General features: G+C 58.4%; 16 protein-coding genes and 2 pseudogenes. 12 read left to right on the forward strand and 6 right to left on the reverse strand.

Annotation, left to right across the window (positions count from 1 at the left end; all coding sequences use genetic code 11):
• Positions 1-1,029 precede the first annotated feature (1,029 nt).
• The 3 genes and pseudogenes from ACE103_RS09870 to ACE103_RS09880 form a co-directional block, all read right to left on the reverse strand.
• Positions 1,030-1,404: a NolY gene (locus tag ACE103_RS09870; RefSeq protein ID WP_375779245.1), complete on the reverse strand. Its 375-nt coding sequence runs from the start codon at positions 1,402-1,404 to the stop codon at positions 1,030-1,032.
• 1,147 nt (positions 1,405-2,551) lie between these two features.
• Positions 2,552-3,580 (reverse strand): LLM class flavin-dependent oxidoreductase, encoded by a 1,029-nt coding sequence (locus ACE103_RS09875; RefSeq protein WP_375779246.1) that lies wholly within the window; start codon positions 3,578-3,580, stop codon positions 2,552-2,554.
• Positions 3,581-3,749: 169 nt separating this feature from the next.
• Positions 3,750-4,007: pseudogene (locus ACE103_RS09880) on the reverse strand (transposase); the annotation flags it as partial.
• A 1,253-nt stretch (positions 4,008-5,260) separates the two neighbouring features.
• On the opposite strand from ACE103_RS09880, the gene ACE103_RS09885 reads away from it, so the two are divergent.
• Positions 5,261-5,464, forward strand: a complete 204-nt coding sequence (locus ACE103_RS09885; protein ID WP_375779247.1) for a hypothetical protein — start codon at positions 5,261-5,263, stop codon at positions 5,462-5,464.
• Positions 5,465-5,833: 369 nt separating this feature from the next.
• Here the strand turns inward: ACE103_RS09885 and ACE103_RS09890 are convergent, their stop codons facing one another.
• From ACE103_RS09890 to nodD1, 3 genes are all read right to left on the reverse strand, one after another.
• Complete coding sequence (locus ACE103_RS09890; protein ID WP_375779248.1) at positions 5,834-6,547, reverse strand: MerR family transcriptional regulator; 714 nt, start codon at positions 6,545-6,547, stop codon at positions 5,834-5,836.
• 781 nt (positions 6,548-7,328) lie between these two features.
• The gene (nodD2, locus tag ACE103_RS09895) at positions 7,329-8,312 is read right to left on the reverse strand and encodes a transcriptional regulator NodD2 (RefSeq protein WP_375779249.1); all 984 of its coding nucleotides are present in this window, start codon (positions 8,310-8,312) and stop codon (positions 7,329-7,331) included.
• Between the two features lie 649 nt (positions 8,313-8,961).
• Positions 8,962-9,906: a transcriptional regulator NodD1 gene (gene nodD1 / locus ACE103_RS09900; protein ID WP_375779250.1), complete on the reverse strand. Its 945-nt coding sequence runs from the start codon at positions 9,904-9,906 to the stop codon at positions 8,962-8,964.
• 386 nt (positions 9,907-10,292) lie between these two features.
• Here nodD1 and ACE103_RS09905 point away from each other — a divergent pair, with 386 nt between their 5' ends.
• From ACE103_RS09905 to ACE103_RS09955, 11 genes and pseudogenes are all read left to right on the forward strand, one after another.
• Entirely contained in the window at positions 10,293-10,703 is a 411-nt protein-coding gene (locus tag ACE103_RS09905; protein WP_375779251.1) for a hypothetical protein, read from the forward strand.
• A 57-nt stretch (positions 10,704-10,760) separates the two neighbouring features.
• Entirely contained in the window at positions 10,761-11,393 is a 633-nt protein-coding gene (locus tag ACE103_RS09910; protein WP_375779252.1) for a NodA family N-acyltransferase, read from the forward strand.
• The gene (nodB, locus tag ACE103_RS09915) at positions 11,390-12,049 is read left to right on the forward strand and encodes a chitooligosaccharide deacetylase NodB (RefSeq protein ID WP_375779253.1); all 660 of its coding nucleotides are present in this window, start codon (positions 11,390-11,392) and stop codon (positions 12,047-12,049) included. Before ACE103_RS09910 ends, nodB begins: the two co-directional genes overlap by 4 nt.
• A gap of 16 nt (positions 12,050-12,065) precedes the next feature.
• Positions 12,066-13,439 carry a chitooligosaccharide synthase NodC gene (nodC, locus tag ACE103_RS09920; RefSeq protein WP_375779254.1) on the forward strand — a complete coding sequence of 458 codons (1,374 nt, stop codon included), beginning with the start codon at positions 12,066-12,068 and terminating at the stop codon, positions 13,437-13,439.
• A 12-nt stretch (positions 13,440-13,451) separates the two neighbouring features.
• Positions 13,452-14,081 (forward strand): nodulation methyltransferase NodS, encoded by a 630-nt coding sequence (gene nodS, locus ACE103_RS09925; RefSeq protein WP_375779255.1) that lies wholly within the window; start codon positions 13,452-13,454, stop codon positions 14,079-14,081.
• A gap of 13 nt (positions 14,082-14,094) precedes the next feature.
• Entirely contained in the window at positions 14,095-15,804 is a 1,710-nt protein-coding gene (gene nodU, locus ACE103_RS09930) for a nodulation protein NodU (protein ID WP_375779256.1), read from the forward strand.
• A 1-nt stretch (position 15,805) separates the two neighbouring features.
• Positions 15,806-16,727, forward strand: a pseudogene (nodI, locus tag ACE103_RS09935) (nodulation factor ABC transporter ATP-binding protein NodI).
• Between the two features lie 3 nt (positions 16,728-16,730).
• Positions 16,731-17,519 carry an ABC transporter permease gene (locus ACE103_RS09940; RefSeq protein WP_375779257.1) on the forward strand — a complete coding sequence of 263 codons (789 nt, stop codon included), beginning with the start codon at positions 16,731-16,733 and terminating at the stop codon, positions 17,517-17,519.
• Between the two features lie 328 nt (positions 17,520-17,847).
• Complete coding sequence (locus ACE103_RS09945; RefSeq protein ID WP_375781073.1) at positions 17,848-19,962, forward strand: carbamoyltransferase; 2,115 nt, start codon at positions 17,848-17,850, stop codon at positions 19,960-19,962.
• An 83-nt stretch (positions 19,963-20,045) separates the two neighbouring features.
• Entirely contained in the window at positions 20,046-21,158 is a 1,113-nt protein-coding gene (locus ACE103_RS09950; RefSeq protein WP_375779258.1) for a nodulation protein NodZ, read from the forward strand.
• Between the two features lie 846 nt (positions 21,159-22,004).
• Positions 22,005-22,841, forward strand: a complete 837-nt coding sequence (locus ACE103_RS09955) for an SDR family NAD(P)-dependent oxidoreductase (RefSeq protein WP_375779259.1) — start codon at positions 22,005-22,007, stop codon at positions 22,839-22,841.
• Positions 22,842-22,930 lie beyond the last annotated feature (89 nt).

The raw sequence follows: 22,930 nt of genomic DNA on the forward strand, positions 1-22,930 counted from the left end.
GCAAGAGATCGGGTCCGCGGCCGGCTCGCGTATCGAGATGCTCTCGGCGCTACAATGATGTTTATATAGATGCTTGTTGAAGTTCGGATGACCGAATGTCGTAGTGCCAAGCGCGGTTCGAATAATTCTCAATCGCTTGAATTCGAACATGCGTTGTCGGGTGCGTCTCTGCTCCATTTCTCGTGTTGCCTGGTGTGGGCCAACACTGGTCGCTCTTGTTCCAGGCAACCGGAAGATCGGCCCCCTAGCAATCGTTGCTACAGCCGTGCATGACGAAGTGGCTATTCGCGACGTTTTCGTAGCGTCAAGCCAAGGAGCATTCTAACCGCAGTACCGTCCGTCTTTATGATGTCGTCCTCCAATCGTGTGGCGCAATCCGGACATTGCTCGTTTGCTTTGTAACATGTGCATGCGCATGCCCATGCCCCTCGGTCTGTTGTTCGACCCGTGGGTATGGGGCCCCGTGCCCTTAGTGCGGCGTTTGCCTCGAGTAAAGCGCACTAAAGGAGAGGATGACGAGATGCGGGCAATCGCGACGATCTGTGGGTTCGTTGTCGTCCTGCCAAGAAGTGTGGCGTGTAGTCGTTGTGGGCGTGTGAGAGGCAATACGGCCGCAACAAGGGGGGCAACCATCCGTGAAAAGCCAAACATTCGGCCGGCGATCAGCCCCTGCCAGTGTCTCGCGCCCATGCGTTGCTTCGCACGTGCCCGCTATCGGCGGCGAGGTTGGCTGTGGGCATGTAGCACTATAGCTATGAAGTACTCGAGTAACAGAAAGTGCGCAGCTGAGATCGAAAGGTAACTGTATCATCTCCGGCGCAAGATCGTTTAATACGGCGCCGCACTGCCGAATCCGGCGGCGATTGGGGGGGGCGACTGCGAAATGGATAAGCCAGTGGAAGCGGCACGCTTGCACGATGGTAAGCCCAGCCTTGCTGCGGTACTCGGTAAGATCGCAACAAGGCCGTCGGCCCGGCAATGAACGTTCTGTAAGCGCGCCTTCACCGCAGAAACGCACCAGGTGGCATCTCACTCCGTTGCACGTGACAGAATCAGCGCCGCGATCTTCATCTGGTTGGTAGGAGTTCGCAGAGCTTCCGGTAAGGCCGCCATCGCTTGATCGAAAACGCGTCCCAAGACCTGAAGGTCTTCTGGATAGTAAACGCCGCGGTCGCGGAACATTCGCGTCGTTCGCCCATTGCCGGTACATCCTCCGGTTCTCGTATTGCCGAGCTGGTTGAGCTCCAGTTCTGCCGTTATCATTTCGTTTGTGAGTACACTAAGTAGTCGGATCGTGTCGAGCTGGTTGCCTTGTTCGCCGGCGAGGGCAGCAACGATGTCCAGTTGCAGGTCGATGCGATCCTCGAGGTCCTGTTTGCGTGAATTGGAGGGGTCAAGGTCCACGGTGTTGCTCCAGAGTAATTAAAAAGCAGGTAGGTCGAGTAAGAATGTGTGTCTCGTTTTTCCGATTCGCGAGGTGGCGGACGCGAGGCCGGAACGAATTCCTGCCGCACAAAAAAGCTGTGCGCGTGCGGTCAGTCGAGAGCAGCGCACAGGACGAGATGGCGACGGTGCCGTATAGGAAGCAGGTGTTGGCGACCGCCGCCGAGCAAGACTGGGCACGCGAGCGTAATGAGAATATCCGATCACACGACGTAGGGCCGGGCAGTGAGGCCGCGAAGCTGGTCTGGTCACACAGATCGACATCAGCGCCTCGTCCTGACCGGAGGACATGTGTCTCGCAATTGGGATAGCCGGTTAGCAGCCAGCACAGCGTCGTCGGCAGGCCGCCACAGCGGCAGCTTGACGGCGCTGCCCAGCTGTTCAAGGCGACAAGTCCAGGCCGCGCTTGCTGAGAGCGCAGTTCGTCGGTCCGAATTCTAGGCAGCGGCGCCACGCATCGCCCCCGGCCAATGAGAGTGTGTGAGAGCCAATCTTCTTGGGCACCTCTGGGGCGATGGCAATTGGGTCGGCGGCAACGCGATAGATTGCGCGCCAGACGTTGCGATGGGCCATCTGACTGCAACGGGGCGGCACGTGCGTCGATCTGAAAGATTGGGCAGGCCCGTTGGCGATGCAGGCACGAGGGGTCTGAGTTGGCCTGCGACTATGCTGAAAGCAAAAAGGGTCCATTGTCACACGACGTTCGTGAAAGGTGCTTTCCGGAAACCGGCGGTTAACTATGGGGTATTTGGCTAAAACCCGTAAAATCGAAAGTTTTGATGGGACGCATCCAGCTCCCGGATAGCGCGCGGGGCAGGATCAACCTGCTTTGAATGACGCACTCAGCCAAGCCCATATGAATAGATTCGACTTGTCATGCCAGCGCTCCCGAAGCCAATCACGTCATCACCGATGACATCGGTCAAGTGGCTGACTGATGGTGCTCGAGGCGCGCTCCGGTGTCCTTGTTGTCGGTGGACCTCCTGCAGTGCAGGCGGGAGGTCGAGATTAGCAGCCAATATGCCCTTTGCGGTCGGCAAGACGCTCGATCATAGACGGAGGTAGCGATGCGGTGGCCTGCTGAGGTGCAAAGCTCCGATAGATATTGTCACCCAGACCGAGGGATGAGTTCGGATTGAATTGTGGTTGCGGTGTATAGGGAAATCTCCAACGGCAGGTTTCCGAATGCAAGCTGGCAAAGTAGGTAGTTGGCACCTGCCTGCTCCATCTGATTAAGGAGGAGCTGTCGGACCGAAGCTCTCGTTCCGACGACGCACAACTCGCTCTCAAGCGCTGCATCGAAAGTCAGCGGCAGGTTAGGTGGTGTCGGAATGGCATTCCGCTCGTAAAGGAATTTGAAGCTCTCCAACCATCGTCGATAAGCGGTTTCGGCGGCGGCATGGGCGTCTTGGTCAGACTGCGCGATCACGACCATGCGGAGCAACCCAAGAAATGGCTCTCGACCGTCCGCTCTTCTATTTTTCGCGCGATGGGAGCGGAACGCATCCGTAATGTTTCGGACAGTAGAGGAAGGGCCTGCGCACGCCAGGTTAGCACCATTTGCAGCGGCCCACTCTGCCGACTCGGCCCGATTGCTCGCGATCCAGATCGGCGGATGTGGGCGCTGATGAGGCCTCAAAGTTAGAGGTATCTCGCTCAGCTCAAAATGGTGCCCCAGATAGGATAGCGTATGCTCCTTCAGCGCAATATCTAAGATTTCGCTGGCTTCCTCATAACGGCCTGGCGCCGCGTCCGCACTGATGCCGTAATAGCCCCATTCGATCGGCTGCGAGCCCCGTCCGATACCGAGCTCAAGCCGGCCGGCGCTCAACTGGTCGAGCATGCAGATCTCTTCGAATGCGCGCAATGGATGATAGAGGTTGAGCAACAATACCAGCGGACCAACGCGCAGTCTGTGGGTGCGCTGTGCGACGCTTGATAGAAACAGATTCGGCGACGGCCCTCTGCCATGTGGTGAGCAGTGGTGCTCGGCCAGGTGATAAGCGTAAAAGCCCAGAGAGTCGCACGCTTCCGCTAACTTGAGGCGATCTTCGTATTGTCGTGCGACATCGCGACCGTTGTCGTCCAAGTGGTCGAAAATGCCGCAGGTTAGTCTGGAAGGAAGGTCGCTCTTCACTCGATCATCTCCGATTGTGGAACAGGGTCCTGGTTGCTTCAGTCCGTCGCGCCCAAATTCGTCTCGTTCGTCATTGGCCGCTTGGCGTCGTCTCTTTGGGATGCGTGGCTCTAAGCGTGCGCGATGCGAGCGGCCCATCACGACCTGCAGTCGGTGGTCCCGACCACTACTTTGATAGGAGCTCGCGAAGCGCCGCCACACCGAGCATGTGCTCGACTACAAGCATTTTTAGCTTCGCATTCTCCTCTTCAAGGGCTTTTAACCGCGTGGCCGCAGCAACGTCCATGCCGCCAAACCTGTCCTTCCAATTGTAAATCGCCGCTTCAGACGTCCTGTGCCTGCGCGCCAAATCAGCCGCTTTCGCCCCAGCCTCGTGCTCCTTCAGTATCGCGATAATCTGCTGTTCCGTGAATCTTGGTCGCTTCATCTGTCCGCCCTTCTTGGGGCCGGACCTGCACTCCAGCGGGAGGAAATATGCGATGAGGAATCATCTGCCACATGCGTTGGCCCGAAGCTTAGGTCCGAAGGCGATACAGAAAGTCCGAGTTCAGTAAATTGGGCTGCCACGACTTGCCGCTTTTGCCGGATAAGCCGACGGTTGTCCTCGAAAGCAGAACGATGAAGGATGCGGCCGCCGATGGCATACCTGATCACAATCATGTTGAAAACGTTTTGGATCTTGCGAAGTGACCCGATTGGCGTCTCGGCATGCTCGGCTTGGCGGCTGCGTGCCCCAGGATAAGACGGTCCTCTCGATATCTGCACTGCCGTTCGAGGGCGGCGGCAAGTGACCATTGCATGAGGCGTGTGGGCACCGGAAATCGGTTTTCATTGATGTCGAGGTCGACGCAAGTCGCGTGGGAAGCAATCCGGCCGGATAGCAGAACGACCGACTGACGCACCACCGCACGGGGAGCAGGGCATACAGTTCGCCCTGTGCCACACGACTTGGTGATCCCTGGAAGTTGCGGGGTGCCGGTGCAGTTGCCAGCATGCGAGCTCGATAGGACAGAATTGTGCGGCAAATTGAGTTTCATGGCTACTGTGCGAGAAAGCTAGCGGCCATCACTTCGTGACACCGCCAAACAAAGCGCGTACCATCCGGTATGGCGGGCTCATTTGAAGAAGAAAGCCGACGACCCAACGCGGCCAACCGTCGAGCTGATCAAAGCAGGCTTGGCAAGCAAGAGTTGCAACGCTGAGAGGTGGTGCAAGTGCTATTTGTCTATCATCTGACGTAATTCATCCTCCAGCAGATCGACATCGGGAAGCTCCGCGAGCGCTGCAGCGAGCGCTACAAATGCTCCGAAAGCCGCGAGTACAAGGGAGCACGCGAGTATCGCTGCACCAAGGTCGTGAGAGCGTCGTCTTATCATCTGTGTCACTGGTTGAATTTGGTGAGGCTTTGTGTTCGTGCCGATCAGTGTTGCTCGACAGCTGCAACAACACCCTGTTGGTCGTCGTGGCCGCAGATCCGAAAGACGGTCTTAAAGCAACGTTCTGGCAGCTGAGGATTTGTCGAGCCTGGTGATCCGTGAATCATGTCCGCTTCGTCGTAGACGTCGGAGCCGCGGATCGAAGAAGCGGAACAAGAATGACCAGCGACTCCGCCGGACCTGGTCTGTTGTGAGCTTATTGGGAACTGCCGCGGCTTGCTTCGGGTCGCAGGCGTCGTCGGCTGTGCTCGATGTCACCTCGGTATCGGAAAGTAAGCCTGAACCGTTCAACGTCTCGACCGCCGCAGCCGCACCACTGCGCATCAGCGCGCCGGACGCATCGCTGCTTCCGCTGATCGGGCTAACCCCGGCAAAATGGATGTCGGACGCGCGCGCAGTCGAGGTGAGTGCGCAGAAGACGAGCACTGTACTTGCGGCTGAAGCGTAACGCCCATTTAACATTGTAGAGCTCCCAATTCTCACCTGAAGTGAACTGCTAGCCTCTGCGGTCAGACGCGCCTGCAGAGATCGACGCGGTTGCTTCTGCCAAGCCAAGTCATGCGCGTCGGCTTGGCCACACCGCGACCATGGTAGAGCCTACAATTTGACGTTACGTGCGATTCAAGCCCCCTTGAAGGGCGCATTCGATGAATGTGTCAGCGAGGGCGGATCGACGAGGCCAGGGCGGGAAGAGCTGTCCGGTTGAGTCCATAAAGCTGCCGGCGCGCATCAGAGCGGCCAGATCAACCGACACTTCATCGCACTCCCAGCTTGAGAAAAGCCGACCGACAATCTGTGCGCATCCGCCGTGAGGGCGTCAGTACGGCTGATCCTCCAACCCGGCAAGGGCGAGATCGAGATATTGCATGAGGCAGGGATCCCAACCAGCCAGGCTGCGGGGGGCGCTTAACCGTGCAAGTACCTTCAAGATCGTCGAAACGCGTGAATCGGCTCCGGCTACCTCGCCGATCAGCAAGCGCGCCGCAATCGCGACAGCCGTTGCCCGCTCGCCACAAGGATGCTCACCCCCATCCATACAATCACGCAGCTCATCACGGATCCGCCGCCACCGCTCCTCGCGCTCTGCAGCCAACTTGCATGTGCATCGGGACGTCGGACTGCGCGTCTCGACCCGCGCCATGGCATCCAAAGTGGCAGGCAGCTCATCTACACTTACCTGGACTTCACCGTCTGTCGTCATGTTGCGCAGACGATCTCGCAACAGGGTCGCACGAGCAACTTGAAGTTCAATCCGCTCCAAATGTTTGCGCAGCAGGTCTGTGAGTGAAGTCGTGCGCTCCATAGCTTTGCGAATCTCGTGAAGAGAGAAGCCAAGCTCACGTAGCGCCCGAATCTGATGAACCCGCTGAGCGCTTTCGCGGTCGTACATCCGGTGGCCGCCGTCCGTACGATCTGAGGCGGCTAACAGGCCCGTGTGTTCGTAGTGATGCAGCGTGCGTACCGTTACTCCGGTCGCCTCCGCCAGTTCGCCAATGCGCCATCGACGCCTTCGTGGTGTAGCTTTGCTCATGTTGTTCAATTTCAAAGCCTACAACCTGACGTCACGTATGATTCAAGCTATTTCAAAGCTCTAGCTGGATCGTCTCTGATTCCAGCGTAAGAGAGGTCACTATCCTCAGAATGGCGGGCGATCAACCCTGACGCGAAATGGTGTCCAGCAAGTTCATTAAGCGCGCCAATTGAGCCTCGCTAACCGCTGTACGCTCCAAAATGAGCCTCGCGATCGCCGTTCGATTTTCCAGAGTTCGCATCGATGGCGGTAACGCCGTGACTGTGCCATCGAAAAGGCTTCCCAAGACGGATAGTTCTTCCGGATCAAATACACCGCTGTGTTGCGCCAACGTTCAGCTCCTTCTTTGTCATTGCGCCGGGGTAGCGCACGTCGTCAAGACGTGTGGCCGCGATAGGGCCAGAAGAAGTCAGACCGACGGCGCAGAGCGATGAAGGTCCGATGCGCTTGAAGGTGATGCGATACGGCAACACAGGTGCGCGACACTCAGCTTCGAAAGCGCACGGGCGATTCTTGTCATCTGCAAAATCGATCGGCGCCGCGCTGGCTGTCCGTCATGGTGCGGCTGCGGCGAAGCCGTATCCGGCTCCGCTCGCTGGGAGCCTGCTCATTCTGAGAGTTGACGGCGAGCAGTCGCCATGACAGCCCGTCCATGCAGCCAAAACTGCGGGACGTTTGATCTAGCAGCAATAAGTTAGAGCAGGGCAAGCTCAAATTGCGTGCATCGAGCATCCGTCCGGATGCAAGGCTCGCGCACCTTGCAAGCTCCTTGCGACAACGGCTAGACAGATCTAGCAAGGTCTCCGTCAGTATCCGCTTGTTCCGAAGCGCAGCTGATCGAGCGCTCTTCGCGCGCGGACACCATACGTGCTGCCTCCTGTAACACTATCTCTCGCATCCAGGTGCTTTCCGGGTCGCTGTTGTGAAGGACAGGCCATTGGACCGCTTCGGTAAAGGTGGGGAAAGGCTGCGGAAGGTCGGCGATGCGAAGCGGCGTCGCTCTTTGGAAGTGCTTAACGAGCCTCAATGGCATAGTCCCTATGCGGCTTGTGCCTGCCAGCAAGGGCGGGATCATGCTGAAGCTCTGCACTAGAATGTCGATGCGCCGATTGAGGCCGAAATCTAATAGAAAGGTTTCCTCGAAGGCGGTGTTGCGCGTGCCTGCAAGCTTAACCGCAACGTGGCCCATCGACATATATCGATCAAATGTAAGCGGCCGTAGTAGCTGGCCGTTCGTGCAGCAGCCAACGCAGACGAGCCTCTCCTCGAACAGGGCCACCCGCGGGTGCGCGCTGGACATGAATAGTTCCGGCAGGATGACAAAATCGACTTCGCCGCGCCGGAGAAGCTCGTCGTGCTCATCGGCGAGTGCCACCAGTTCGAAGCTGACGGCGGGCGCTTCTCGCGCGACACGCTCCACGACATCTCGGAAGAACACGACTGTCATAGAATCAGAAAGGCCGATCCTGAATCGCCGGTTCGATTGAGCCGGGTCGAACGTCTCCCGCGCGATAATGGAGAGCTGGATCTGCATTAGGGCCTCGCGAACTGGAGCCGCCAATCCCTCGGCGCGTGAGGTCGGGACAAGTTCCCGGCCTCTCATCGCAAACAGCTCATCACGGAAATAGGACCGCAGTCGGCTAACGGCTGCGCTCATGGCCGGCTGACTAAGGTTAATCTTGCGCGCTGCTGCGGTGAGATTGCGCTCAGTCATGAGAGCATCAAGCGCGACGAGGAGATTTAGATCCAAGCCTTTGAAACGCATATCTTCTTATCCGGCGCAAGACGTTTTGCGGTGCATACAATGAGCGACAACGGCTGCGCTTGAAGCAGTCCCATTGGCTCGCCCGAATCGACTCCGTTCCTACCGCGCGATCGTGAAAAGAACCTCGCGGAATCATCGTTAGATTGGCGAGCAAGGCGATCGGCGGACCACCAGCGGCCGGAAGCCGTCGGCAGCCGCGATGATCGATCTCGTCGCTCCGGCGACATTCGCAGCGCGAACTGGACAATAACATTGTTGGCAGGCGGCCCCGGAGCCTATCCGGCCAGAGCCGTGGAGTTCGCCAATTTGCCCCGTCGACGTCCGCGTAGCGCAGCGTTAGTCACGGCGGCCAATCTACAACCTGACGCAGTGTGGGATTCAAGCAGTTTAATTCGGCAAGCCAGACATTATTGCAGCCGAACACGTCACCGCGATCGTGCCGGACGCCGCTGCTTGCAGTGCAGGCGCGCCAAACCACAACTTGTGAGATCACGACGCTCGCCAACAGCGAATCGTCACGACCCATCGCCGGGTTCGCACGGCCCTGTTACAGCATCGCCGTCTGAGACGTTGAAATACCAAAGCGCCCGAGCACGTTGAAGGGGTTGCTAGTATATTTGCAACCTGCCGAGCGCGGCTTGTGGCGAATTTAGCAGCGCCTGCGAGTTGGGGCCTTCTGATGCGCTGATGCCATGCTGGATGCTTCCTCCAACAATATCCGACGCATCCAGATGCTCGCCGGATCGGTATTGTGGAGTGCAGGCCACTGCACAGCCTCGGTGAAGGTGGGCAGGGGAAGCGGGGGCTCGACAATCCGCAGATGCATCTGCTTTTCGTAGTGTCTGGCGAGACGTAACGGCATTGTCCCTATACGGCACGTGTCTAACAATATAGGCGGAATCAGGCTAAAGCCCTGCACAACGACTTCGATGCGTCTCTTGAGGCCGTGCTCAAGCAAAAACCATTCTTCGAGGTTCGGTCTCAGCGCCCGTCCAAACTTGGCCGTCACGTGCCCCATCGAACTGTATTCCTCGAATGTAAGCTGTCGTGATAGCTGCTTGTTTGTGCGGCATCCCACGCATACGAGGCTCTCATCGAACAGCGTCGCCTTCGGATGCGCGCTCGACATGAACAGTTCCGGCAGAATGAGAAAATCGACTTCGCCGCGGCCGAGCAGTTCATCGGGCTCATCGGAAAATGGCAGCAATTCGAAGCGCACTGCGGGAGCTTCCTGTGCGATACGATCGACAATTCTCCGGAAAAACACGATTGTCATGAAATCGGAGAGAATGACCCTGAAGCGCCGGCTCGACTGAGTCGGGTCGAACCCGTCCGTTGAAATGATCGAGAGTTGGATGTGCAGCAGGGCCTCGCGAACCGGACCCGCGAGCGACTCCGCGCAAGGTGTCGGGACGAGCTCGCGACCTCTCATCGTAAACAGTTCATCGCGGAAATAGGTGCGCAACCGCGCGATCGCAGCGCTCATAGCAGGCTGGCTCAGGTTAATTTTGCGCGCCGCCGCTGTGAGGTTGCGTTCCGTCATCAGAGCGTCGAGCGCAACGAGAAGGTTTAGATCAAGTCCCTTGAACCGCATGTTGTGAGTGTATCCATGGTGTGGATGTATTCTATCGAAACAATCGATTTTACCAAATTGTGGAATGTCGGATAGCAAACATCAGTTTGGAATAATTTATCAGGCATATCGCGATGGCTGCTGGTGGTAACGCGGGCCCCGAGAAGAACTCCTGGACGTGCGGGCACCTGCCGAATCCGCTGAGTGGGGGTGGCTATCCGCGCGCCCTGCGACCTGCATCGCTGCTTCTCGATGCGGCGAGGGCTCGATACGACACCAGGCGGGCGCCGACAAACTTTCGTATGTGTATTCCATCCCTTTTCATATCGGCGGTTTACCCATGGACACTAGAGGGTGCGCTCGGCCTCGCCCTAGTATCGCGATCGAGCGGTAGGCGCAGATTGCGAATGCCAAATATCTCGGGCGAATGGCCAAACGGCTCGCCTGTCCATCGCATTCAGGACGCGTTGAAAATGCATAAGACCCAAGTTGATCTGGTGCCAATCGGACGCGCCTTCGATGAGGTCTCACGCTTCGATGGCCAGCCCTCAGACTGCACAGCGCAGATAACGATCCTGGACGAGGTGGAACCGCTCCGTGGTGCCGTTAGCTCGTGGGCAATCCAGTCGCCCCGTCGGCATGTCCTGCCATATCTCCGTGGCCTCGGTCGGAGCGAGGAGCGCAACCTGTCCGTTGATCTCGCCGCTATTGAAGGCGTCTTTCCGATCGATCTGCTCAGGCGCGGTGCTGGTGAGGTGACCGAGCTCCGATGCCGCATGTCAGCGCATATCAGTATTGTTGAGCGGTTCGGCGAATAGCGAGTTGCTCACGTGGCCATCTCCGCTCCTAACTCCACTGCTGCAGGGAAGCGCGCCATGAACATTCCAGGATCTCGGTCTGCGGAAGGTCCTTCAGCGCGCTCTCAAGTCCGGTGGAGCCTTCGCTGGGAAAACGAACTGCGGCTCGCTGACCATGCCGAGCTCGCCGACTTCTTCCGCAACAGCTACGGGCCGACCGGGTCGTCCAATGCGCGGCCATTCGAAGGCAATCGAAGTTGGGCCGGTGCAAGGCCAGAGGTCCGCGCAATTGGTTACGACGCGCGCGGCGTCGCTGCTCATGTCGGCCTGCTACGCCGATTTATCAAGATTGGCGGGGTCGATCTACTCGTGGCCGAACTGGGACTATATGCGGTGCGTCCGGATCTTGAGGGGCTTGGAATCAGCCACTCAATGCGCGTGATGTATCCTGCACTGCAGGAGTTCGGGGTTCCGTTCGCCTTTGGTACGGTTCGGCCTACGCTTGAGAAACATCTTACCAGACTAGTCGGAAGGCAGGGACTGGCAACCCTCATGTCCGGCATTCGCGTCCGGTCTACGCATCGCGATGTTTATTCCAATCTGTCGCCGATCCGGATCGAGGACGTTCTCGTGGTGGTCTTCCCCCTTGGACGCCCGATAAGCGAGTGGCCGGCCGGGACGATTATCGATCGCAACGGGCCTGAGCTGTGAAAGAACTCGCCCCCCTATCTGCGGTGCGTCGCGATTACGCTGACGTCAGTGGAAGTCGCAGCGTCTATTTGACCTTCGATGACGGGCCAAATCCATTTTGTACGCCAGGCGTCCTTGATGTGCTGACGCAACATCGAGTGCCGGCGACCTTCTTCGTGATCGGCACGTACGTGGCCGATCAGCCTGAACTCATTCGACGAATGATCGCGGAGGGGCACGAAGTCGCAAACCACACGATGACGCATCCGGATCTGTCCAGATGCGAACCAGCAGTGGTCCGCGATGAAGTGCTAACGGCGAGCAAGGCGATTCGTTTGGCATGCCCGCAGGCCTCGCCCAGGCACATGCGAGCACCCTACGGTATATGGACCCAGGAGGTGCTTGCTACGTCAGCGAGGGCCGGTCTCGCAGCTGTGCACTGGTCGGTCGATCCGAGAGATTGGTCGCGCCCTGGGGTTGATAGGATTGTGAAATCGGTGCTGGCGGCCGTTCGCCCGGGTGCAATTGTGCTGCTGCACGACGGATATCCTCCGGGTGAGGAGAGGCTGGGCACTGATGTCACTCTGCGTGATCAGACGGTGATGGCGCTGTCATATCTGATTCCGACGTTACAACAGCGCGGGTTTGCAGTCCGTCCGCTTCCTCAACTTCACTGAATGAAACTGGCACCCTATGGACCTGCTCGCTACAACCAGCGCTGTCGCTGTTACGTCTTATGCGCTGCTCTCGGCTGTCTACAAGAGCGCGCAAGCGCTTTATGCCCAGCCGGCGAATGCTTCATCGCTGGACGACGATCTAGCACAATCCGAGATAGCTCTACCGAGCGTAGACGTCATCGTGCCTTGCTTCAACGAGAACCCAAACACGCTCTCCAAATGTCTCGAGTCGATTGCAAGTCAAGACTACGCAGGAAAACTGCGGGTCTATGTGGTCGACGACGGATCAGCGAATCGCGACGTTTTGAGGTCTGTACACAACATCTATGCGAACGATCCGAGGTTTAGCATCACCTTGCTACCCAAGAATGTTGGAAAGCGCAAGGCGCAGATCGCGGCAATACGCAGCTCCGCTGGAGACCTGGTGCTCAACGTCGACTCGGATACGATCCTTGCCACCGACGTGGTCACGAAGCTTGCGTTGAAGATGCGAGAGCCAGAGATCGGTGCGGCCATGGGACAGTTGATAGCGAGCAATCGCGGCGAAACCTGGCTGACCAAGCTGATCGACATGGAATACTGGCTGGCGTGCAACGAAGAGCGCGCGGCACAGGCTCGGTTCGGGGCAGTCATGTGCTGCTGCGGCCCATGCGCGATGTATCGTCGCTCTGCTCTCGCATTGCTGCTTGATCAATACGAAGCGCAATTCTTTCGTGGAAAGCCGAGCGATTTCGGCGAGGACCGTCATCTAACGATCCTCATGCTCAAGGCGGGGTTTCGAACCGAGTATGTCCCGGATGCAATCGCGGCAACAGTCGTCCCGGACGGCCTCGGACCATATCTGCGTCAGCAACTCCGCTGGGCACGCAGTACCTTTCGGGACACATTTCTTGCGCTAAGCTTGCTGCCAGAGCTCGATGGCTATCTCACGCTGGACGTTATCGGGCAAAATCTCGGCCCGCTGCTTCTCGCCGTTTCATCGCTGGCTGCGCTCACACAGCTCGTAATCGGCGGGTCGGTACCCTGGTGGACGGGGCTGACGATTGCAGCAATGACGATGGTCCGGTGCAGTGTGGCAGCCTTTCGTGCTCGCGAGGTGCGGTTTCTCGGCTTCTCGCTCCACACACCGATCAACATTTTTCTCTTACTTCCTTTGAAAGCCTATGCGCTTTGTACGTTGAGCAATAGCGACTGGCTGTCGCGCAAGGTCGCCAACGTGGCCGAAGGGGAAAGCCAGGCCGTCACTCCGCACCCGAACGCTGGATTAAGCCCTTCAAGTACGGCGAGAATCTCTCGCACAATTCGTCAGCCGGGGGTTTCGCGCCGCCCATCGAGCTTGGCGGTGACGGAGCGTGTTTGCGCTAGCGATCGTTCGACTGCCTACAAATAGGTTGATTGGCTCATGACCCTGGACACAAATCATCAGCTATTAGAGCGCGAATTGGCTGTCGACGATCCATGGCGCCTCGACAGTAGTTCGTTCGAGCAGGAGCGGTACGCGCAAATGCTCCGGATGTCGCGTTGCAACGGGGATTATGCGCATGCCCTCGAAGTCGGGTGTGCAGCCGGTGCATTCACGGAAATGCTGGCGCCGCATTGCCAACGAGTCACGGTGGTCGATGTGATGCCGCAGGCGATTGAGCGAGCGCGACGACGGACCAGGAAGTGGTCACATATCACATGGGTGGTCTGCGACATCCAACAGTTCTCGACCGCCGAGCAGTTTGATCTGATCGTCGTTGCCGAGATTCTCTACTATCTCAAGGATATTGCCGACATGCACGCGGCTATCCGCAACCTGGTGAGTATGCTTGCGCCGAATGGAATTCTGGTGTTCGGGTCCGCGCGTGATGCCACGTGTCAACGTTGGGGTCATGCTGCTGGTGCCGAGACGGCGATTGCTCTCTTCAACGAGAGTCTATCGGAGGTCGAGCGTCTGCACTGCCGCACCGAATCGGTCAACGAAGACTGCTTGCTCGTCCGATTCCGGAAGCTGGGTCGCTCGTCAGAACAATCATATGTCGGTCATTAGGCCAGGGGGTCGTATGCGTATCTGCGGCATCAAGTTAACACATGACGGCGCAATTGCTGTCGTCGAGGACGGGCGGCTTGTCTTTTGCACCGAGCAAGAGAAACGCGGCAGCAATCCACGCTATCAATCCATCGACAATCTCGAAGCAGTCGTGCTCGCCTTGGCGGAACATGGCCTGGAACCGCACGAAATTGATCAGTTCGTCATCGACGGCTGGGATGGCGAGATTGAATCGCAGTTTCAGGTCCTCAGCGGAGCGGTGCCGATTGCGTTGAAAGGGGCGCCATATGTCGAGCGCCATGCTGAGGGTCTTCTTGATTCCGTCGATGGCTTTGGCCTGATCCTCGGCGGCAAGGTGTTCCCCTACAAGAGTTACCCGCACGTCACGGGCCACGTCGCGTCAGCATATAGCACCAGCCCCTTTGCCATGGCCGGGAAACCCGCGTTTTGTCTGGTATGGGACGGCTGCATCTTTCCACGTCTTTACTATGTCGAACCTCGGGGAGCGCGGCTCATTGGATCTTTGTTTCCGATGATTGGTCACGCCTATGCTGCCGCCGGCCTTCACTTCGGACCTTACAGGCAGCCGAACCGCTCCAGTTGGGATTTGGGCATCGCCGGCAAGCTGATGGCTTACGTCGCGCTTGGCTCTGTCGACGAAAGCATCATGGCAGTGTTTCTGCAGCTCTACGAAAAGCGCTTCGCGGCCGACACCGAGCAGGCTCGTCGCTACCGCGCGGACATCAACAACGCGGAATTATCTCTTGCAGCCATTCACGACTTCTTCGAGGCAAGCGCACTGCGCCTCAAGACCAAGCGAGCGGAGGACGTCCTAGCGTCCTTCCATGTGTTTCTAGAACGTCTTCTTGTCAAGGAAATCGCGATGGTTCTGCTGCGGTACTCGTCGCTCCCGGGAGCGCGAAATCTATGCGTAGCCGGTGGTTGCGGTCTCAACATCAAGTGGAATACCGCACTTCGCGCGACGGGACTGTTCGATGATGTCTGGGTGCCGCCATTTCCGAATGACAGCGGTTCGGCAATCGGTGCTGCCTGCAGTGCGATGGCAGCGAAAAATGGGTTCGGGCCGCTGGAATGGTCGGTCTATAGTGGTCCGGCCCTGCAGGCCAGCCAGATTCCGTCAGAATGGGAGGCCGCGCCGTGTAGTCTGCGTGAGCTGGCGGCCATTCTCGCCGGCAACAAGCCGGTAATCTTTCTTTCCGGGCGCGCCGAGCTTGGGCCGCGGGCGTTGGGCGGCAGAAGCATTCTTGCCGCCGCGACCTCGCCAGCGATGAAGGATCATCTCAACGACATTAAGCATCGCGAGCACTTCCGGCCTGTCGCGCCGATCTGCCTGGAGGACCGGGCGCCAGAAATCTTCAGCCCAGGTACGCCAGATCCTTACATGCTGTTCGATCACCAGACCCGCGCGGAATGGCGCGACAAGGTCCCCGCTGTCGTCCATCTGGACGGTTCTGCGCGATTGCAGACAATCTCTCGCAACTCTCCGCACAAGATCGCCGAGCTCCTCGTCGAATTTGAGCAACTCACGGGCATTCCGCTGCTCTGTAATACGAGTGCCAACCTCCACGGACGTGGGTTCTTCCCGGATGCAGCCGCAGCCTGCCAATGGGGACGCGTCGAACATGTCTGGTGCGACGGCTTGCTCTGGACCAAAACGGTCGTACGCAGGCCAACGTCGGCTGAGCGACTTCTGCCTGCCTAGGATGAGCATGTCCACCGCAGCAATCGACCTTGCCGGCGTAAGAAAGGCCTTTGGCGACAAGATCATCGTCAATGAGCTGTCGTTCTCGGTTGCGCGCGGAGAATGCTTCGGCCTGCTCGGGCCCAATGGAGCTGGCAAGAGCACGATTGCGCGTATGCTCCTTGGCTTGATCTCGCCGGACGCAGGCAAGATTACAGTCCTTGATGAACCTGTGCCTGCACGCGCTCGTGTAGCACGTGTGCGCATCGGCGTGGTGCCGCAGTTCGATAACCTTGAGCTCGAGTTCACGGTACGAGAGAACCTGCTGGTGTTCGGCCGCTACTTCGGCATGAGCGCTCACAAGATCGGGGCAGTCGTGCCGTCGTTGCTTGAGTTCGCGCGCCTCGAAGGCAAGGCGGACATGCGCGTCGCCGAGCTGTCCGGTGGCATGAAACGGCGGTTGACGCTGGCGCGTGCGTTGATCAATGACCCGCATCTGCTAGTGATGGACGAGCCCACGACCGGTTTGGATCCACACGCACGCCATCTGATCTGGGAACGCCTGCGAGTGCTGCTTTCCCGTGGCAAGACGATCCTCTTGGCCACACACTTCATGGAAGAGGCAGAACGCCTATGCGATCGGCTGTGTGTTCTCGAGAATGGACGCAAGATCGCTGAAGGCAAACCCGACGCCTTGATCGACGAGCATATCGGCTGCAACGTGATCGAGATCTATGGCGGTGATCCTCAGGTGCTCCGTGAGCTGATCAGGCCTCATGCGCGGCACATCGAAACGAGTGGAGAGACACTCTTCTGTTACGCGCCATATCCGGAGCAGATACGCGTGCAACTGCGCGGGCGAGCGGGCCTTCGTATTCTGCAGCGTCCGGCAAATCTCGAAGACGTGTTTTTGCGGCTGATCGGGGCGCGAGACGGAGAAGTGAGCGATGGGTGAAGGTTACGCGGCGGTGATGCCCGCTAACGCGTACAACTGGATCGCGGTGTGGCGTCGAAACTTCCTAGCATGGAGGAAAGTCGCACTTGCATCGGTTCTCGGCAACCTCGCGGATCCCATGACCAATCTATTTGGCCTTGGCTTTGGCCTCGGGCTGATCGTGGGGCGCGTCGAGGGAACTTCTTACATCGCGTTTCTGGCGGCGGGCATGGTCGCGACCAGCGCCATGACTGCTGCGACCTTTGAAACCTTGTATGCAGCCTTTGCGCGCATGGATTCCACGCGCACCTGGGAAGCTATTCTGTCCACACAGCTCACGCTTGGCGATATCGTTCTAGGTGAATTGGTGTGGGCGGCCAGTAAGTCCGTTCTAGCTGGAACTGCGATTGGGATTGTTGCTGCCACGCTGGGTTATGCATCCTGGCCGTCCATTGTCTATGCGGTGCCGACAGTCGCCCTTACCGGCCTTGTCTTCGCCAGCCTGGCGATGGTCGTCATATCTCTTGCGCCAAGTTACGATTACTTCGTGTTTTACCAGACGCTTGTCATGACCCCTATGGTGTTTCTGTGTGGTGCGGTGTTTCCGATGAGCCAACTGCCCGGCTCATTTCAGCACTTCGCCGGTTGGCTGCCGCTCGCACATTCGGTCGACCTTATTCGCCCGGTGATGCTTGAGCGCACAGCCGGCGGCGCTGCCCTGCATGTCGGTGCGCTTTGCATGTACGCGATATTGCCCTTCTTCGTATCGACGGCACTGTTTCGGCGCCGCTTGCTGCGTTGACATGAAATCTTTTGAAAACGGAGAAACTTCAATCGATGCGGTCGCACGACGCTTTCACGGAGCGGTGGCGCGAGACGATCCGACCCACCACAGCAGTAGCTGCATGGGTTCAAAAGGTCGCGATCAAGCTGGTTAGCCGGCTGATCGGTTGATCGGTGCGAGCACTAGCCTCTCGATTGCTGCTCGCCGATCGCTACGCGTCGGGACGGATTCGGCGAGAGTCCTGGTTGTGCTGTCCGGTCCCGCGCAGCCGGCGTAGTGCAACAGTCCAGACTACGTAGGTGGAACGGCAGTTGACATTCCTGTCATGATTTAGATGGAGAAGGTGATGTTGTGCCTAGGAGTGAGTGGCGGTCTAGACAGAGTCTATGAGAGCTCGCCAGAGTTACCGAGTACATTTCTGCACGACGGCGCTGCAGTTCTTGTGCGGGATGGCCGCGTTATCGCTGCCGTCGAAGAGGAACGCCTCAATCGGGTCAAGCACTCCAATAAGTTCCCCAATAACGCGATCCGATACTGCCTTTCTGCTGCAGGAGTCGAGCTTGGCGAGATCGACCGTATCGCGTTCTACGCGACTGAAGCTTACTGCAATACTATGCTCGAGCGCCTGTGTGTTTCCCAGCCCATTCCGTTGGACGCCAAACTGGTGCTGCGGGAGCTGCTGGCACGGGAGTTCGGTGCCGAGGTCGACGCGTCGCGGGTTTCCTTCGTAAATCACCACGAAGCCCATGCAGTGAGCGCGTTTGCCATGTCTGGATTCGAGCAAAGTCTCGTTTTTGCGGTCGACGGAGGTGGCGACTTTCTCTCAGGCCTCTTGGCTGTGGGGTCTGGCACCGACATTAGGCACCTCGCCAGCTTCCCAGAACATAACTCTCTGGGGCTGTTCTATCTCGAGACGATTCGATATCTCGGCTACGGGCTGTTCGATGAGTACAAAGTCATGGGACTTGCCCCCTACGGTGACCCTGCTCGTTATCGCGAGCTCTTCGCGCAGTTCTACGAGTTGTTGGACAATGGTGGCTATCGCGTCCACCTGGATCGAATCGGTCCGGCCCTGCTCCACAGCATCGAGATCCGGCGAAAGGGAATGCCATTCACGCAGCAGCATCAGGATGTCAGCGCTTCGCTCCAGGAGGCGTTGGAGCGGATCGTGTTTCACGTCCTGCGGCACCATCGCGAAGCGACCGGCATGACGCGTTTGTGCCTGGCTGGAGGGGTAGCGCACAACTGCACCGTGAACGGTAAACTGCTCTATTCCGGACTTTTCGACGACATCTTCGTCCAACCCGCGGCGCACGACGCTGGTTGCGCACTGGGCGCCGCACTAATGATGTCTAACGAGTTGGGCAAGCCGGTGCCGCGCGAGCGACTGCGGGACGTCTATTGGGGGCCCGGTCTCGGGAACGAGCGAGCCATAGAACAGGAGCTCAATGCATGGTCCGGCCATCTCGATATTCAACGAAGTGATGACATAGCAGGCGGTGCGGCCGACTGGATGGCAAATGGCGCTGTGATCGGCTGGGTTCAGGGCCGCTCTGAGTTCGGGCCGCGTGCGCTTGGCAACCGCAGCATTCTTGCGGACCCTCGGCCGGCCGAAAACAAGGGCCGGATCAACGCGATGGTCAAAAAGCGCGAGGGCTATCGTCCGTTTGCACCATCGGTGCTGGAGGAGGACGCGAGCGAGTTCTTTGAGCTCCCGGACGGCAAGCGGGAGTTTCCCTTCATGAACTTCGTGGTTCGTGTGCGTGAAGCACAGCGTAGCGTGCTCGGTGCGATCACGCACATTGATGGTACCGCCCGGCTGCAAACAGTATCGCGCGAGACAAACCCCGCCTATTGGGATGTGATTAATGCGTTCAAGAAGCGAACCGGCATCCCGGTTCTTCTAAATACGTCCTTTAACAACAATGCCGAGCCGATCGTGGATTCCGTTTCAGACGCGATCGCCACGTTCTTGACGACTGACCTGGACGGACTTGTTGTTGGGCCCTTCCTCGTCAAGAAGCGGGCACCAACACGGCGGGATTGGACCGCACTGAGCGTTTCATTGCCGCCCTACGCATCGCTTCATCGCGTTCGCTCCCACACGGCGGGAAATCGTCAGGAAACGGTCTGCGAAATCCGCACGGGACGTTCGGACCACGACAGCATGCGTGTCTCACATGAGCTTTTCGAGCTACTGATGCGGATCGAAGGTGAGGCGTCGCTCGGCTGGCTTCTCGACACAACCGAATCGGACGAGGCCAAGCGTGAAGACCTCGTGAAGGAACTGCGACTCGTGTGGGAGCAACGCCGCGTCCGGCTGCATCCGCCACGCGCTGTTTGCGACTGCAATGAAACGCAAGGCGAAGCCCAACCGGAACTCATGAGCATGGCTATGTCTACGCGTTCATCTGGAGAAGAGGCAGGCCAGCGGGTTCGGTTGCAATCGGCATCCGGCTGAAATCGGTTATGTCGAGGCGACACCGTTGAATAGAAGAGGTCGAAAGCGTTGAGCGAACCCGCCACAACAGGGATATCGCTGCTATGAAGTTCTATCGACGCAGCTTGCCGGCACCGCGAAGGCCGACCATGACGTCGGACGAAATCATACGTGGGGCGTCTCCAATGACGTCTCATGTCCAACAAGGAGCCCGGAACGAGGCAATGCAGATACTTAGCAGTTCGAGGAATGATCGGTTCGTTGTTTCCCGGCGACGTACGGGGTTCGGCGACTGCCTATGGTCGCTCGCTGCAGCCTGGCGTTTTGCACAGCGGACCGGACGGACGCTTGCCATCGATTGGCGGGGGTCCTGTTATCTCGATCAGCCATTCACCAATGCCTTTCCGGTCTTCTTCGAACCAATTCAAGACATTGCTGGCGTGCGGGTGATCTGCGACGACCAGATCAACCAGCGCTCATTTCCGGGACCATACTTCCCGGCATGGTGGAACAAGCCGTCCATAGACTGCGTCTATCGGTCGGACGAGCAGATTTTCCGGGAGCGCGACGAACTCGACCAACTGTTTGAAAGCCAGCAAGACAGTGACGCTAGCACCGTTGTGTGCGACGCGTGCTTGATGTGGCGCTGCGATCAGGATGCTGAACGAGAGATCTTTCGGAGCATTAAGCTGCGATCTGAAATTCAGGCTCGGATTGATGCCATCTACCGCGAGCGCTTTGAGCCGTACAGCATGATCGGCATTCATGTTCGGCACGGCAACGGCGAGGATATTATGGGGCATGCTCCTTACTGGGCCGATCCGGAGCGCGCCTTGCGACAGGTCTATAGTGCCATCGATAAGGCCAGGGCGTTGCTGCACGCAAAACCTGTGAGGCCCTTCCTGTGCACGGACAGCGCGCTCGTCCTTGAGAAGGTTTCGACGATGTTTCCCGAGGTTTTCACGATTCCAAAACGTTTCCAGGCGCCTGAGGCCGGGCCGTTGCACGGTGCCGCGCTCGGAGCCGATGGGGGCTTTTCCGCCCTCATTGAGATGTATCTCCTTGCGCGGTGCAACACAGTGATCCGTTTCCCGCCGACGAGCGCCTTCACGCGTTATGCGCGCCTCTTTGCGCCACGCGTTATCGAATTCGATTTGAACGATCCGAGCCGATTGATCCTGATCGAGGAGACCTCGCAAGAGCTCTTGGCTTTATGAAGTCGTAACCCGTTTCATCGGTCTGATGGCCGCTCTTTGCATCCAGCAGTACTGTCACTATGTTTCCGCGCGGCAAGTTGTTGCCCGAACTGACGCTCCGACGCCTCCTTTCACTGGAGAAGGGAAAGATGCTGCGGCCGGAACGCCTTCTGCTGAGGCTCGACCTCGACAAGAGGGGGCCTAACGCGCTGCCGCGTGCTGAGCGGTGGAACATATCTTCGTCTTCGCCTCGTGCGGACCCGCAAGCGGGACCTTCTCGGTGGGCGATCGCGGATGAAGTCATCGAAAGGGTCTCCGTTGAGCCGGCGAGTTCCGTCGCCCCCCCTGGGACACTCGCTCACGCGGACTGGCGCATTCGGGATCGACTACGTGGGGCTAGACATTCAGTGTTTGCCAGCTCGTGGGTCGCGAAATCAATCCGCGCGGCGATGTGCCAGAGCCAGACACAACAGCACAGGGCGCCATGAAGTCGGCGCCAGTTGTGGGTAAACCTAACGTGGAAACGTATAACGTCAAGTTTCGATCACAAGTTGGCGCGGCTGCTGGGCGCTGTCCTGCCCTATCGGTGCTCCGATGAGAGGCGCCGTCCATCCGCTCTCTCCTTATGGTTGCGCGATCACGAGGAGAGTGCATGTAGTGTGGTCTTAGCAGTGGGGCGAGCTTGCTCTGGGGATTTTGTAGGTGCTGCACCGTCGCTGTCGCAAAGCAAACACGCGGTGTCTCGAACCCGCCAAGCGTTCCGCGTGCGCGACATTAGGACGCGAAACCAGCGCCCGTTTGCGTGCATCGCAATGGCCCAAATCCTGCTACGGCTTCGCCAGCGGCGCTAGAGAAGAGGAGGCGGGCGTGGGTCTCGATCGGCCAAATGACAATCTGGATGGAGGTCCGCTGTCGGCGACACACTTGGGTTGTCCCTCGCACGACGATAAAGTCCGCGTCCATCGGGGAGAACAAAAGGCGATGTTGCTGACCGGGGCATCGCGCGGAATTGGTCGCGCCACTGCCAAACTGTTTTCGGAGGCAGGCTGGCGCATCATTTCTTGCGCGCGCCAACCGTTCGAGGGCGAGCGATGCCCGTGGGAGTTCGTGACCGAGGATCATGTCCAGGTTGACCTCAGCAATCATCGAATGCTGCCGCGCGTGATCACCGAGGTCAGGAGACGCTTGGCAGGCGCACCTTTGCACGCGCTAGTGAACAATGCCGGCATCTCACCGAAGACGCCCGATGGTGACCGGCTGACGTCGCTGACAACGTCGACCGAAACCTGGATGAGGGTGTTCCATCTGAATCTGGTGGCCCCGATCCTGCTGGCGCAGGGTCTATTTGACGAGCTAAGGGCCGCGTCAGGATCGATTGTCAACGTGACTTCGATTGCGGGGTCGCGGGTGCACCCGTTTGCCGGCAGCGCCTATGCGACGTCGAAAGCTGCGCTTGCAAGTCTCACACGGGAAATGGCCCACGACTATGCGCCGCATGGCATTCGCGTGAATGCGATCGCGCCCGGTGAAATCAAAACGGACATGTTGTCGCCCGAGACAGAAGCGCGGCTCGTGCCAAACATCCCGCTGCGCAGAGTGGGAACGCCCGATGAGGTGGCTAAGGTCATCTTTTTCTTATGCTCGGATGCCGCAAGCTACGTCACGGGGGCCGAGGTGCCGATCAATGGTGGGCAGCATCTGTGAAACGAGGCGGCCTAGCAATGCAGCTAGCTCACTTGAGCTACGGCGATGGACTTTGCGTTCTACGCTAACGTCGCGCATTCATTGCGAAA

This window comes from Bradyrhizobium sp. ma5 (genome assembly GCF_042258955.1).
Taxonomy (GTDB): domain Bacteria; phylum Pseudomonadota; class Alphaproteobacteria; order Rhizobiales; family Xanthobacteraceae; genus Bradyrhizobium.